This is a genomic window from Providencia sp. PROV175, assembly GCF_032707045.1.
Taxonomy (GTDB): domain Bacteria; phylum Pseudomonadota; class Gammaproteobacteria; order Enterobacterales; family Enterobacteriaceae; genus Providencia; species Providencia hangzhouensis.
In genome coordinates, this window is the sequence record NZ_CP120533.1 from 3,149,634 (window position 1) to 3,165,173 (window position 15,540).

General features: G+C 39.6%; 13 protein-coding genes. All 13 read right to left on the reverse strand.

The features are described from left to right. Nucleotides 1–71: 71 nt before the first annotated feature. Complete coding sequence (gene kdsB / locus P3L44_RS14310; RefSeq protein WP_096864230.1) at nt 72–818, reverse strand: 3-deoxy-manno-octulosonate cytidylyltransferase; 747 nt, start codon at nt 816–818, stop codon at nt 72–74. A gap of 5 nt (nt 819–823) precedes the next feature. Next, complete coding sequence (locus tag P3L44_RS14315) at nt 824–1,003, reverse strand: Trm112 family protein (RefSeq protein WP_004256203.1); 180 nt, start codon at nt 1,001–1,003, stop codon at nt 824–826. A 139-nt stretch (nt 1,004–1,142) separates the two neighbouring features. Beyond that, entirely contained in the window at nt 1,143–1,358 is a 216-nt protein-coding gene (locus P3L44_RS14320) for a cold-shock protein (protein ID WP_004256206.1), read from the reverse strand. 402 nt (nt 1,359–1,760) lie between these two features. Continuing rightward, nucleotides 1,761–2,759: a tetraacyldisaccharide 4'-kinase gene (gene lpxK / locus P3L44_RS14325; RefSeq protein ID WP_272661759.1), complete on the reverse strand. Its 999-nt coding sequence runs from the start codon at nt 2,757–2,759 to the stop codon at nt 1,761–1,763. Continuing rightward, nucleotides 2,756–4,501, reverse strand: a complete 1,746-nt coding sequence (gene msbA / locus P3L44_RS14330) for a lipid A ABC transporter ATP-binding protein/permease MsbA (RefSeq protein ID WP_272661758.1) — start codon at nt 4,499–4,501, stop codon at nt 2,756–2,758. Before msbA ends, lpxK begins: the two co-directional genes overlap by 4 nt. A gap of 36 nt (nt 4,502–4,537) precedes the next feature. Then, nucleotides 4,538–6,931 (reverse strand): DNA internalization-related competence protein ComEC/Rec2, encoded by a 2,394-nt coding sequence (locus P3L44_RS14335; RefSeq protein WP_272661757.1) that lies wholly within the window; start codon nt 6,929–6,931, stop codon nt 4,538–4,540. Between the two features lie 462 nt (nt 6,932–7,393). Then, nucleotides 7,394–7,681, reverse strand: coding sequence for an integration host factor subunit beta (gene ihfB / locus P3L44_RS14340; RefSeq protein WP_004256221.1), 288 nt, complete (start codon nt 7,679–7,681; stop codon nt 7,394–7,396). A gap of 56 nt (nt 7,682–7,737) precedes the next feature. Next, complete coding sequence (rpsA, locus tag P3L44_RS14345) at nt 7,738–9,411, reverse strand: 30S ribosomal protein S1 (protein ID WP_004909559.1); 1,674 nt, start codon at nt 9,409–9,411, stop codon at nt 7,738–7,740. A gap of 173 nt (nt 9,412–9,584) precedes the next feature. Continuing rightward, nucleotides 9,585–10,268, reverse strand: a complete 684-nt coding sequence (gene cmk / locus P3L44_RS14350; RefSeq protein WP_094960688.1) for a (d)CMP kinase — start codon at nt 10,266–10,268, stop codon at nt 9,585–9,587. Between the two features lie 187 nt (nt 10,269–10,455). Further along, nucleotides 10,456–11,733 (reverse strand): 3-phosphoshikimate 1-carboxyvinyltransferase, encoded by a 1,278-nt coding sequence (gene aroA, locus P3L44_RS14355; RefSeq protein ID WP_140170790.1) that lies wholly within the window; start codon nt 11,731–11,733, stop codon nt 10,456–10,458. A 121-nt stretch (nt 11,734–11,854) separates the two neighbouring features. Continuing rightward, nucleotides 11,855–12,946: a 3-phosphoserine/phosphohydroxythreonine transaminase gene (gene serC / locus P3L44_RS14360; protein ID WP_272661755.1), complete on the reverse strand. Its 1,092-nt coding sequence runs from the start codon at nt 12,944–12,946 to the stop codon at nt 11,855–11,857. Nucleotides 12,947–13,233: 287 nt separating this feature from the next. Further along, on the reverse strand, nt 13,234–14,868 hold the full coding sequence (gene pgm / locus P3L44_RS14365) for a phosphoglucomutase (alpha-D-glucose-1,6-bisphosphate-dependent) (protein ID WP_094960685.1): 1,635 nt from the start codon (nt 14,866–14,868) through the stop codon (nt 13,234–13,236). A gap of 56 nt (nt 14,869–14,924) precedes the next feature. Next, nucleotides 14,925–15,470: a replication initiation negative regulator SeqA gene (gene seqA, locus P3L44_RS14370; RefSeq protein ID WP_004256238.1), complete on the reverse strand. Its 546-nt coding sequence runs from the start codon at nt 15,468–15,470 to the stop codon at nt 14,925–14,927. Nucleotides 15,471–15,540: the final 70 nt, after the last annotated feature.

The following is a 15,540-nucleotide window of genomic DNA, read 5'->3' on the forward strand; positions in this document are numbered from 1 at the left end:
ATCTATTGAGATTACACCTTTTGTTTAGCTAAATCGCATATTGGCTATTTGAGCTATTAGGAAAATGTGGGCTACTGAATAAATTGACTTCTAACGAGTTCAAGATCTTCAGGGGTATCAACACCAGCACCTGGCGTAGTTTTCGCGACATCCACATGAATTTTCTCGCCATACCAAAGCACCCTAAGTTGCTCCAGCATTTCGATTTTCTCTAATGGGCTTGCTTCCCACTTAATATAACGACGAATAAACCCTGCTCGATAAGCGTATATACCAATGTGACGCAAAAAGGTATCCCCTATTACATCATGGCTTTTCGCAAAGTTGTCTCTATCCCAAGGAATAGTTGCCCGAGAAAAATACAATGCATAACCTTCGTGATCAGTAACAACCTTGACAGTATTTGGATTAAACGCTTCATGAGCATCATTAATAGGTACAGCTAGCGTCCCCATTTCAGCTTTACTCCCCTGAAGATTACGAGCAACTTGGCTGATAATCTCAGGTGGAATTAAAGGTTCATCACCTTGCACATTCACAATGATTTCATCGTCAGAAAAAGCATAGGTATCAATAACTTCAGCTAGTCTTTCTGTCCCAGACTGATGATTTGGGTTAGTCATACAAGCTTCACCACCTGCTTCAATCACCGCTTTAGCAACATCAGAGTGATCTGTCGCAACTATCACTCGGCTAGCCCCCGATTTAACAGCTTGCTCCATTACTCGAACAACCATTGGCTTGCCATGGATATCAGCCAAAGGTTTACCTGGTAAGCGTGTTGAGGCATAACGAGCAGGAATAATAACCGTAAACATGAGGATTACTGACCTTCATCTAATGAAACGGGGCGCGCTTCATTTTCTAGTAATACAGGGATGCCATCACGAATGGGATAGGCTAAATGATCAAACTTACAGATAAGTTCGAGGTTTTCTTTGTTATAACTTAATTTGCCGTGACATACAGGACAGGCAACGATTTCAAGTAAACGGTGATCCATGTTTTCTCCCGAATGGATTTTAACTCACTTGGAGTCAGGATATCACATGCAGATATCACCGTTAACTTTAATCTTCCTGAATAAGATCTCCTGCGAGAGATGAGAGGATAAAAGCAGAAGAAATTGTTCTGTTTATTATCTAATAAGCAATAACGTCAGCTGCCGTTATGCCATCCGAATTACGAGTAACAGAGAACTCAACGTTTTGACCTTCGAATAATGATTTGATTTTTTTATTAGCAATTGACTTTGTTGTCACAAATACATCATCACCACCATTGAATGGTGAAATAAAACCGTAACCTTCTTTTGCGTCAAACCATTTAACTCGACCCATATGTAATTGAAAATTCATATTAAAACTCCTTTTGTTCTGAGAACAATATTTTTTTTATCTTTGTATCATTACTCTTTCTTGCTTCCCATTTATAAAATGCCGATCTATTAATACATCAAAGAGTAATTAAACTTTACCAATTCATGCGCACAAATCATTGCGCATATTTTATAACGCCCATATATATAGATTTCAGACACCGCTAATCTACTGCGAAGTTAACAGTCTATTTTGACATTATGATGACAAAACGCAGTGACAGCGACTTAACAATGTAGATTACGCGAGGATATGAAGACTAACTAAAGAACGGGGCGTGAAATTTAAGCTAGTATAAAATCCAATTATCAATGTATTGTATCTAGATACATAATAAGTAGATCTATATCACATTGGAGATATTATTATCACAGAGGAACGTTATAGACAAGTTTTTTTGTTATTTGTGATAAGTTTTCTTATTCCGCTTAAGATTTTTTCAGCGTCAATCGGCTGCAATTGTGCTTGTACTGGCAGGAACCACCAATTTGGTTGTGCAAAAGCACGGCATTTCACCGCGTCTTTTTCGGTCATTAATAAGTTTTGCTCATTTTTAACTAACGGTGAAAGCTGTTTTAATTCGTACGATTGGTGATCAGCAAAAGCATGAGTGTTAATAACTTCGACCCCTTTGTTTTCTAATGAGGTAAAAAAACGAGGAGGATGACCAATACCTGCCATTGCGACAACCGCAGGTAACTGTGTAACTGCACGTTTTTCACTGGTCACCAAGTTATAAGCAACATCGCCTTCAAGGGCCATTACGGCTTCATTTTCTTGAGCTTCACCGCCGTTAACAATGACAGCATTAACACGCTTTAAACGCCCAGCCCTTTCACGCATAGGCCCTGCGGGTAGCCACCAACCATTACCAAAACGACGCTGGCCATCAATAACGACAATCTCGTAGTCACGTTGCAATGCATAGTGCTGCAACCCATCATCAGTAATAATCACATCTAATGGAAATTTCTCTAATAAGGCTTTAACTGCATCACTACGCTTGGGGGCAACCGCTACAGGAGATTTAGTACGATGAAAAATTAATACGGGCTCATCTCCTGCAACTTCAGTTGTCGTTGTTTTATCGAGTATCAGCGGGTACTTTTCAGATTTACCACCATAACCTCGAGAAACAACCCCTACACGGTAGCCTTCTTTAGTAAGTGATTCCACTAACCAGATAACAACAGGGGTTTTACCATTTCCCCCCGCTGTCAGGTTTCCAACCACTACTACTGGAATTGGGGCTTTCCATGAACGTTTTAGCCCGATTTTATAAACCATATCTCTAATTACCGTTACTAACCCATAAAGGAAAGATAACGGCAGTAATAAGAGATACAGCCATGATTTACCAGACCAAATACGTTCTATCATTGTTTAAATTGAATACTATGTAATTGTGAATATGCACCATCTTGAGCTAATAGCGATGCATGGTTACCACGTTCAATGATTCGTCCATCTTGTACAACTAATATTTCATCCGCATTTTCTATCGTCGATAACCTGTGGGCAATGACCAAAGATGTTCTATTTTTCTGTAACTCATCAAGAGCAGCTTGAATAGCACGTTCAGACTCTGTATCTAGCGCGGATGTCGCCTCATCAAGAATAAGAATTGGGGCATCACGTAGCAGTGCTCGAGCAATCGCGATCCTTTGACGTTGCCCTCCAGAAAGCATAACACCATTTTCACCAATAACGGTATCTAGACCTTTTTCAAGTTTAGCAATGAAATCCATTGCATAGGCCATTTCTGCAGCTTTCTCTATTTGCTCACGGCTGTAGCTGCCGTCTGTTGCATAAGCAATATTATTCGCTATCGTATCGTTAAATAGATAAACATGCTGAGAAACTAACGCGACTTGGCTACGTAATGAAGATAACGTGTATTCACGAATGTCATGCCCATCAATTTGAATAGACCCCTCGTCGATGTCATAAAAACGTGTAATCAAATTTGCAATTGTGGACTTACCTGAACCTGATCGCCCAACCAGAGCAACTGATTTCCCTGCTGGCAAAGTAAACGAAACATCGTCTAACGCAGGATGCTCTTTGGTTGCATAGGTAAAGGTAACATGTTCAAATTTAATATCACCTTTAACTTCTTTAAGTACTTTGGTTCCGTTATCTTTCTCTTGTTCAGAATCTAAGATAGCAAATAAAGTTTGGCAAGCCGCCATACCACGTTGGAATTGAGAGTTAACGTTAGTTAATGATTTTAAAGGACGCATCAGTGCAAACATTGATGAGAAAACAACTGCAATTGTACCCGATGTTAATTCATCACGAATTTCAGGAAAGCTCGCTGCATAAAGGACAAATGCTAGTGCAAATGATGCAATTAACTGAACAATAGGATCTGAAATTGCTGAAGCGGTTACCATTTTCATATTTTGGCGGCGCATGTTGTTACTGACTTTATTAAAGCGTTCAGTCTCAACTTTCTGTCCCCCAAAAATTAAAACTTCTTTATGGCCTTTTAACATCTGTTCAGCACTTGCCGTCACATGCCCCATTCCGGTTTGCATGTTTTTACTAATCTTACGAAAACGTTTAGAGACGATACGAATAGTGACTGATACAATCGGGGCAATTACGATTAAAATAAGAGAAAGTTGCCAGCTATAATAAAACATCATCGCAAACAACCCGATGATATAAGCACTTTCACGAATAATTGTAATTAATGCTCCAGAAGAAGAAGATGCAACTTGTTCTGAATCATAGGTAATTCTAGATAATAGTGTTCCTGTCGATTGCTGGTCAAAAAAACTAACAGGCATTCCCATCATATGACCAAATAATTTACGCCGCATGTTCATCACGACTTTACCTGCAACCCAGGAAACACAATAGGTTGAAACAAAGCTAGACCCACCTCGAACAACCATTAAACCTAACACCGCAAGCGGAAGCCATTTTAAAACGTCATTATCTGCTTTATCAAAGCCCTCATCCAATAAAGGTTTTAATAAAGAAATCATAAACGCGTCACCCGCTGCGTTTATGATAAGTGCTATTGCTGCAACGATTAAACCCGCTTTAAAAGGCGCAATTATCGGCCACAAGCGACGAAAAGTTTGTTTTGTCGAAAGGTCTTTATCATTCATACTTTTAATTACCAGACTTAATGTAAGCGCACTATTCTACTCGGGAAATAGCGGTAAGCCAAACCACAGATGATACCAGCGGGGCTGAATTTCATAGCGATAACGTGAAATTTTAATTTTTTCCTTTTTAAACCATATAGTTAACTGGCCATCTTCCGCTGTATTTAACCATTTAATATTATTATTTTTATACCGAAAATAGACTTTTGGCGATGGAATTTTCCATGCACTATACCTTGCTGATGAGACTACCACCATTGAAGGTTGAACATTTCTTAATAATAAATCAGTTGATGACGTGCTGCTTCCATGATGAGGAGCGAAAAGAAGAGTCGAACGTAACCGATTCTTGTACATTGCGACCAGTGATTTTTCCCCTTGTTTTTCGATATCTCCTGTTAATAAAATTTTATGAAACCCATCCGTTAATTGAATAACACAAGAATCATCATTATGTGATATTGGCGCTAGCTTTTCAGGCCATAATACTTCAAAAGTTAATATCCCCCACTGCCATTTTTGGCCTTTAAAACACGGAAGGTGTTCCATACTTTTTAGATTATTAGTTTTTTCCCTATTTACCGACGTTTTTTGTGGACCAAAGCTACTTCTTACACTTAGCCATGGGTATTGCTGGATTAAATAATTTGTGCCACCAGTATGGTCTAAATGATTATGGCTTAAAATTACCCCAATTGGGGTTATATCGTGATATTTAAGGAAAGGAATAATTTGACGCTGTGCATTGCTATCCCCTTTCCATACATTACCTGTATCATAGAGTAACGCTAAATTGTTTTGTTCTATCACAACCGCTAACCCGTGGCCGATATCTAATACCGTAATTTTCCAGCCTTCTTTGAATTGCTTACCACTTCCCCTTTCTAAGAAAATTGAAATAACCACACAACCAATAAGCCCAAAATAACGTTTGTACCACTTAAATAAGGCAACAATGATGCTTAACCAACATATTAAAAATAAATAATAGGGAACATTGATAAATTCTGACCAAAAGGTACTTAAATAAGGTAATGGTTTTAGCCCTATATCTATAACCCTATCTATCGTATATAAAATAGGTTGCTGAACCACTTTTATTGGTACTAAAAACAAGAGCAAAATAGCAGGAACAACACACCAAGAAACTAACGGGACAAACCAGATATTTGCCACTAACCCCATTACATTAATACCATTAAATAAACTAAGTTGCATTGGGATCAGTAAGACTAGTAAGCCAATTTGTAAATGGGTTAACCCTATAATTTTCCCCTTTACACCTTTAGATAAATAATATGGTAGTGGAAATATGGTTAACCAATAAAGAATGGCTAGCACAGCGAAACTAGATAACCAAAAACTATCTGACAAAATAGCTAATGGGTCTAATAATAATATTCCTGCGATACTCCACAGTGCCCATTGCCAAGCAAAATACCTTGCAGGCTTATTTCTGATATATACCCATAATAGTAGGGCAAATAATGCTCGAGTCGCAGGGATAGCAAAGCCAGAGATCCATGCATAAAAAATTGCTAACCCTATACCAATTACTACTGGTAGTGTTTCATTGACATACTTTATTGGTAAAAAATATTGAATCCCTCGAGTGATAAGAAAGCCAAACAAGTAAGCTAACCCAATATGCAAGCCTGATATAGCCATTAAATGTGTTAAACCTGTTCTCTGTAGTAAATATGTTTGTTCTACTGCCAACAAACTTCTATCTCCAAACATTAGTCCATAAATAATCCCTTTATTAGATAATGAATTAATTAGCTCCATATAATTATGGATAACTTTTTGTCTTACAGAACAATCCTTTTTTAATAATTCTATTTTCTTACTTTTCAAAACTCCAATGATTCTATTAGCCAAATAATAACGTTGTAGGTTAAATCCTCCTTCATTTAGTGAGCTGTGTAGTGGCTTTACAGTGCCATTGATTCGCCACAACTGCCCAGCGCAAACTGTTTCCTTTGTTTTCCACGTAGCATATAAAGGAGGGAAAACAATGCGGTTGTTAATTTTATCAATACGTACTTTGATTTTTTGTTCTTTGTCACTTAATGAAATACCAACAATAACTATATTAATATCGTTATTTTTTGTAGATAGATAATTGATATGGTTAATGATATTAATTCCATGCCAATTAGCCCATAAGAAAAACATAATAGTTAATGCAAGGAACTTTCCTAACTTACCCAATAGAAAGAGCATTATTAACAGCACCATAAATAACACGATAAGGAATAATTCACTCAACATTATAATTTCAGGTATAAATAAAAGTGGTAACGTACCTAAAATCAAAGCAATAGAAGCCAGCGTCATCGAAACAGGTGAGTTTTTATTAAAGATTAAATTATATTTTTTGAGTGGATTATTTAACCATCTCATTATGTAGATGATATTTTTTATCAATTTTAGTATCCCTACATAGATTTATTAGCTCTAGTTTAATTATTCATACTAAATTTTTTAAGTTTCTATCATCTCTTTTATGTAGCCCTTCCCGAAATATTTTTTCTTTATAAAAAGGTACATATTAGTTTGCGAAGCGCTTCGCAAAACATGTATATATCTCTAAAAGTAGTTTTGAATTTGTTTTATTACATTAAGAGTTTAGAAATATATTGGTGTTGGTGTTGGTGTTGGTGTTGGTGTTGGTGTTGGTGTTGGTGTTGGTGTTGGTGTTGGGGTTGGTGTTGGTGTTGGGGTTGGTGTTGGGGTTGGTGTTGGTGTTGGTGTTGGGGTTGGTGTTGGGGTTGGTGTTGGGGTTGGTGTTGGGGTTGGTGTTGGGGTTGGTGTTGATCAGAAATAAAAAACAGTGCCGTATAAAATACAAGCACTGTTTTGATGTAATAATTAAGATTTACAGCCCGATTATTGGCCGTAAATATTTACACGATCACGTAATTCTTTACCTGGTTTAAAGTGAGGAACATATTTACCTTCTAGTTCCACTTTATCACCAGTTTTTGGGTTACGGCCAACGCGTGGAGCACGGTAGTGAAGAGAAAAACTGCCGAAACCACGGACTTCAATACGCTCACCGTTAGCTAACGTATCCGCCATATGCTCAAGAATTTCCTTTACAGCTTCCTCAACGGTTTTTGCTGAAAGATGAGACTGCTGGCTAGCCAGTCTTTCAATTAATTCAGACTTGGTCATAGTACCTCCCTAAACTACCGTTACAAAGGGGCAACGCTACTGTTGCCCCCACTTAATTATTCGCCTTTAGCTGCTTTGAAAGCTTCAGCCATAGCATTGTTGCCGAATGCTGTATCTTCTTGTTTGTTCACAGCTGCGACAGCGTCTTTCTCATCAGCTTCGTCTTTAGCGCGAACAGACAGGTTGATTACACGGTTTTTACGATCAACACCAGTGTATTTAGCTTCAACATCATCACCAACGTTCAGAACCAGTGTTGCATCTTCAACACGGTCACGTGAAGCTTCTGATGCACGCAGGTAACCTTCAACGCCCAGTGTCAGCTCAACAGTTGCACCTTTAGCATCAACTGCGATTACTTTACCAGTTACGATTGCGCCTTTCTTAGTTGCTGCTAAATAGTTATTGAATGGATCTTCAGCTAACTGTTTAACACCTAAAGAAATACGTTCACGCTCTGCGTCGACTTGCAGAACAACAGCTGCGATTTCATCACCTTTTTTGTATTCACGAACTGCTTCTTCGCCTGCAACGTTCCAGGAGATGTCAGACAGGTGAACCAGGCCATCGATGCCGCCGTCCAGACCGATGAAGATACCGAAGTCAGTGATAGACTTGATTTTACCTTCAACGCGGTCGCCTTTGTTGTGAGTTTCTGCAAATTGCTGCCATGGGTTAGATTTGCACTGTTTCAGGCCCAGTGAGATACGACGACGTTCTTCATCGATATCCAGAACCATAACTTCAACAACATCACCAACGTTAACAACTTTAGATGGGTGGATGTTTTTGTTAGTCCAATCCATTTCTGAAACGTGAACCAGACCTTCAACGCCTTCTTCGATTTCTACGAAGCAACCATAGTCAGTCAGGTTAGTAACGCGACCAGTCAGTTTAGTACCTTCTGGGTAACGTTTAGCGATTGCGACCCAAGGATCTTCGCCCAGTTGTTTCAGACCCAGAGAAACACGAGTGCGCTCACGGTCGAATTTCAGAACTTTAACATTGATTTCATCACCAACGTTGACGATTTCGCTTGGGTGTTTAACACGTTTCCAAGCCATGTCAGTGATATGCAGCAGGCCGTCAACACCGCCCAGATCAACGAATGCACCGTAGTCAGTAAGGTTCTTAACGATACCTTTAACTTCCATGCCTTCTTGCAGATTTTCCAGCAGTTGATCGCGCTCAGCGCTGCTTTCAGATTCAATTACAGCACGACGAGAAACAACAACGTTGTTGCGTTTCTGATCCAGCTTGATTACTTTGAACTCAAGCTCTTTGCCTTCCAAGTGAGTAGTATCACGAACTGGACGTACATCAACCAGTGAACCTGGTAAGAACGCACGAATACCGTTCAGCTCAACAGTGAAACCACCTTTAACTTTACCGTTGATAACACCAGTTACAGTTTCAGCTTCTTCGTAAGCTTTTTCCAACATCAGCCATGCTTCATGACGTTTAGCTTTCTCACGAGACAGGATAGTTTCACCGAAACCATCTTCTACTGCATCCAGAGCTACATCGATTTCGTCGCCAACTTGGATTTCTAGCTCACCCTGAGCATTTTTGAACTGTTCTACTGGGATAGCAGATTCTGATTTAAGACCTGCGTCAACAAGGACTACGTCTTTATCGATGGCAACAACAGTACCACGGACGATAGAACCAGGACGAGTTTCAATATTCTGCAGGGATTCTTCAAAGAGTTGAGCAAAAGATTCAGTCATATTAATGATCTTCAAGAGTTTTAAATTAACGTCCACTTAGCTTCCCGCCAAATGGGGTTGTTTCACATACCCCACAACATTCCATGTCGCAAGGTTGATGCTATGCTAATAATATAATCACATAGCGGTAACTGCGTATATTATCTAATTATAAGCTAAAATAAAGCCTATTATCACGATAATTGTAGAATTTTTTTTGCATAGGTGTGTGCTTTTTCAATAACTTCCTCAATAGACATACTTGTGGAATCCAGCACTAATGCGTCTTTCGCGGCAATAAGAGGTGCAACAGAGCGATTACGATCACGAAAATCCCGCTCTTCAATTTCGCTTAAAAGACGTTCAAAATTAACATCAAAACCTTTTTCTTGCAACTGCTTCATCCGCCGATGAGCCCGTTCTTCCGCGGAGGCATCAAGAAAAATTTTTACCGGTGCATCGGGAAAAACCACCGTTCCCATATCACGGCCATCAGCAATTAGCCCAGGATGGGTTCTAAATGCACGTTGGCGTCGGAGTAAAGCTTCACGTACGCGAGGAAAAGTGGCTGTTTGGGATGCAGTGTTTCCTACTGTTTCGGTTCTAATTTGATTCGAAACATCTTCCCCTTCCAGAATGACTTTCAGTACATTATCTTCAGGAACAAATTTCACATCTAAATTTGCAGCCAAAGGAACTAACGCATCTTCGGATTGGATATCAACATGGTGATGTAACGCAGCTAACGCTAATACACGATAAATCGCGCCAGAGTCTAAAAGTTGCCACCCAAACTCGTTTGCTAATGCTTGGCAAAGCGTACCTTTACCTGCTCCGCTTGGTCCATCAACGGTGATTACAGGGGCTATCGCCACCATAAAAAATCTCCTTTTCTGCAAATAGCCTAGCTACCCGCAATTAAAATCTGTGAAGGTATTATACCAATTCAGTAGATTTGTGAAATAAGCAGGTTCTGATGATTGCTAAAAAATAAGAAAAAGTTGATATTTGAATCGTAAAAATCAGGTTGATATCAAAGAAAATAATATCAACCCAATCAATAGATTAATGACTTAGACGTGCCAACTGTTCGAAGTAATCAGGAAAAGTTTTTGCAGTGCAGCCCGGATCCAAAATTGTTACTGGTGTATCTGATAATGCAACTAACGAAAAACACATTGCAATACGATGGTCGTTATAGGTTTCAATTTCAGCATGTTGTAATTTTTTCGGTGGAACAACACGAATATAATCATGCCCCTCTTCCACTTCAGCGCCAACTTTTCGTAACTCTGTCGCCATCGCATATAACCGGTCGGTCTCTTTTACCCGCCAGTTATAGATATTACGAATAACCGTTTCGCCTTCAGTAAACAGGGCAACCGTTCCAATGGTCATTGCCGCATCAGGGATCGCGTTCATGTCCATATCAATACCTGTCAACGTTCCGCGTTCACATTCAACGTAGTCATCACCCCAACGAATAGTCGCGCCCATTTTTTCTAATACGTTGGCAAATTTAGTGTCCCCTTGCAAACTATTGCGCCCAATTCCTGTTACACGCACTACGCCCCCCTTAATGGCGGCCGCAGCGAGGAAATAAGACGCTGATGAAGCATCACCTTCCACTAAATATTCGCCTGGTGATTGGTATTGTTGCTGCCCTTTGATAACGAAATATTCATATTGATGATTTTCGATATTAACACCGAACGTTTTCATTAATGCTAATGTGATATCAATGTAAGGTTTGGAGACTAACTCGCCAATAATTGTAATTGTTGTGTCTTGCTCTGCACGCGGTGCCGCCATTAACAGCGCAGTTAAAAACTGGCTGGAAACAGACCCATCAACTGAAATTTGGCCACCGATAAAACCACCTTTTAAACGTAATGGTGGGTAATTCTCTTGTTCCAAATATTCAATCTCTGCACCGCCTTCCCTCAGCGCATCAACCAAATGCCCAATTGGGCGCTCTTTCATGCGAGGCTCACCCGTTAAAATAATATTATTACGGCTTAGTGATAGTGCTGCGGTCAGTGGGCGCATTGCAGTTCCCGCATTGCCTAAAAAGATTTCTGTTTCATCTGGATGAGATAAATTTCCACCTAAACCTTCCACACGACAACGTGTTTTATCTTCAGACAATTGGTAGTTAACACCTAGCTGGCTTAATGCATTCAGCATATAGCGAATATCATCACTGTCCAATAAGTTAGTGAGTGTGGTCGTTCCTTTAGCCATCGCTGCTAATAATAGTGCGCGGTTTGAGACACTTTTTGACCCTGGCAAATTAATTGTGCCGTTGATTGAAGAAATAGGTTGTAATGTCAGGGATTGCATAAAAAGCAGTTTCTCCAGTGAAGTTTTGCAAGTAAATAAAATCTGGCTCTATTTTCTTTTAAGTCAAATAAGAAGAGCACAGATAACCGACTGAACATCCTATTTCAGTCGGCAAATCTCATTATTGAGCGTTATGGCGTTCGAAATCAGCCATAAAATCAACCAAAGCCTGTACACCAGCTAATGGCATCGCATTATAGATTGACGCACGCATACCACCAGCCACTTTATGGCCTTTTAGAGAAAGTAAGCCTTGCTCTTTGGCTTCTTCAATAAATTTCGCATCAAGTGCCGGGTTTTGCATTTGGAACGGTACGTTCATCCAAGAACGGTTCTCAACCGCAACACGGTTAATATAGAACTGGCTATCATCAATTGCATTGTAGAGTAATTGTGATTTTTCATAATTACGCTTAGCCATTTCTTGCAAACCACCTTGCTCTTTTAACCATTTGAAGACCATCCCCGCGAGATACCAAGCAAAGGTCGGTGGAGTATTAAACATTGAATCGTGTTTTGCTAATACCGTGTAATCAAATACAGATGGAGTCTGAGGCGAAGCTTTACCGAGCAAGTCTTCTCGAATAATAACGATAGTTAATCCAGCTGGCCCAATATTTTTTTGAGCTCCCGCATAAATTACGCCATAACGGCTTACATCAATCGGTTTAGATAAGATAGAAGAGGAATAGTCAGCAACAATAATTTTACCTTCAGGGAAGTCAGGTTCCTCATGAATAGCTAAACCGCCTATGGTTTCATTTGGGCAATAGTGAACATAAGCGGCATCATCACTTAATGGCCACTCTTTCATAGGTTTTAAACTAACAATGCCATCTTTTTCTTCAGTAATTTGAATTACATTAGGTGTACAGTATTTTTCAGCTTCTTTTGCTGCTGACTCTGACCAATAGCCGCTTACAATGTAGTCTGCGGTCGTTTTATCACCTAGTAAATTCATTGGTAACGTTGCAAAATGGGCTCGAGCTCCACCGTGACAAAATAAAACTTTATAGTTATCAGGGATGTTTAATAAATCACGTAAATTTTGCTCTGCTTCTGTTGCCACTTCGATAAAGTCTTTTCCGCGATGGCTAACTTCCATGACAGAAACGCCTAAACCCTTCCAATTACAAAACTCTTGTTCAGCACGACGCATGACTTCAACAGGTAGCATAGCTGGACCTGCACTGAAATTATAAACCTGACTCATTGACCTCACCCTATCCATCTTCAATTATGGTTAATAAAATTCACTCAGATAATTAAAGTTGTACCACTCCAAGCCTTTAGCTGCAACGGTTATTGTCAGCAATCCCAAAAATGAAAGGGGGGTTATTTTTTGATAATGGGGAAAAGAATTTTGTTAATCTTGTCACACTCTCGACAAGCACCATTTTATGGAGAAATTAACAATAAATAAGCGATAATATCCCGAATTACATCATTGCGCTGTGTTTCGGGATATTCATTGAAATGTCTTTTATTGAAGATTAAAAATTAGCGAATAACTTTGCTTACGATCTCAATCGCTTCTTTTTCTATTTGGCGTAAATGCTCTTCTCCACGGAAGCTTTCACAATAAATTTTATACGCTTCTTCCGTGCCTGATGGCCTTGCTGCAAACCAGCCATAATCAGTCATGATTTTTAAACCACCAATTGGCGCATTATTACCGGGGGCTGCGGTTAAACGCTGTGTAATTTTATCTCCTGCCAATGTATCTGCTGCAACCATTTCCGGTGATAATTTACTCAGCTTCGCTTTTTCTTCGTGAGTAGCTTTCGCTTGAATACGGTTGTAAATCGGTGCCCCAAATTTTTTGGCAAGGTTATTATAACGCTGCTGCGGGTTTTCACCGGTAACCGCCGTAATTTCCGCAGCTAGTAAGCAAAGAATGATACCATCTTTGTCTGTTGACCAAGGTGTGCCATCGAATTTTAAGAATGATGCCCCAGCACTTTCCTCACCGCCAAAACCTAGTTGTCCACTGAATAACCCATCAACGAACCATTTGAACCCTACAGGCACTTCAACTAATTCACGACCGATATCATTAACAACACGGTCAATCATCGCACTTGAGACAAGTGTTTTCCCTACCGCAACATTTTTTCCCCACTGAGGGCGGTGTTGGAATAGGTAGTCGATTGCCACAGCAAGATAGTGATTTGGATTCATTAAACCATCGGGGGTAACAATGCCATGACGGTCATAGTCAGGGTCATTAGCGAAAGCTAAATCAAATTTTTCTTTCATCCCAAGCAAACCCGCCATTGCCCAACTTGATGAGCAATCCATACGGATAACACCATCATGATCCAAAGGCATAAAACGGAACGTTTGGTCTAATTGGTCATTTACGATTTCAATATCTAATTGATAATATTCAGCAATTTTTTTCCAGTATTCAATACCGGAACCGCCTAGTGGGTCAACACCAATTTTCAAACCAGACTTAGCAATCGCTTGCATATCAACAACTTCGCCTAATGCAGAGACATAAGGCATAACCAAATCTTGCTGAATAACGTATTCACTCGCCATCGCTGTATCAAAATTGACTCTTTTAACCCCTTCCAGGTTATTGACTAGCAATTGGTTTGCATTTTTTTCAATAACAGAAGTTAAATCGGTATCAGCCGGCCCGCCATTCGCAGGGTTGTATTTAATACCGCCATCTTCAGGTGGGTTATGTGAAGGCGTAATCACAATGCCATCCGCAACATCTTGGTGTGATTGGTTATAACTTAAAATAGCGTGAGAGATAGCTGGAGTTGGCGTAAAACCATTATTTTCCTGAACAATTACATGAACTTGATTTGCCGCTAACACTTCAACCACTGTAATAAACGCTGCTTCTGATAACGCATGGGTATCTTTCCCTACAAAACAAGGACCTGTTACACCTTGCTTTTTGCGTAAATCGGCAATTGCTTGTGCAATGGCTAATATGTGGTTTTCATTAAAATTTTTACGCAACGAACTACCACGATGCCCTGATGTGCCAAACTTAACAGCTTGAGATGTATTATCGGGTTGTGGTTGCTGCGTATAATATTGAGCGGTTAATTGAGCGACATTGATCAAGTCACTTTGAAACGGAAGCTGCCCTGCACGTTCATGTATTGTCACTTGTTTTCTCCCAAAGCACTGATGCTTTGTTATCAACATCAGTGGCCTTTCAGTTTTTAAATAGTATTACAAACTTTTTCAATCACATTGGTTGGAAATTGCATTTCCTGCATGATCGCATCAACCATGCTACGTTTACGATTCGTATTCGTATTCGTGATCACCCAATAGGGTGTTCCTGGTATATGACGCGGCTTAGATTGCTTACCAGCTGCAAGTAATGTTTGTTCATCACCAGCAAAATAAATACGAGTTCGGCCATGCATTAACTCTGTTGCACTCGCAAAACGATTCGCATCTAAACTATATAAAGTAGATAAAATCAACATAAAGCGGTCAATCGCTTTACTTTTTTCTGCATAAGCGTCAGATAACAGAAGCTCTCTAATGACTCTAACAGGGTTTAATGCAACAGCAGGTGTACTCATCGCAGGTTCAGCCTTAATAACAGCATGTTCCTGACTAATTTCTTTTGCTTGTACTGGCTGCCCGGATTTGAAATTTAACATACGGCGCAAAATATCCGATGCACTTTCACCGATATGCTGTGTATGGCTCGCAATATAGCGGTAAAGCTCTTCATCAACTTCTATCGTTTTCATTTTTTCCCAGTACTTTTTTAACTAAAATTTGCGGTGTGATTATAAGACAGATTTAAAAAAAACAAAACAA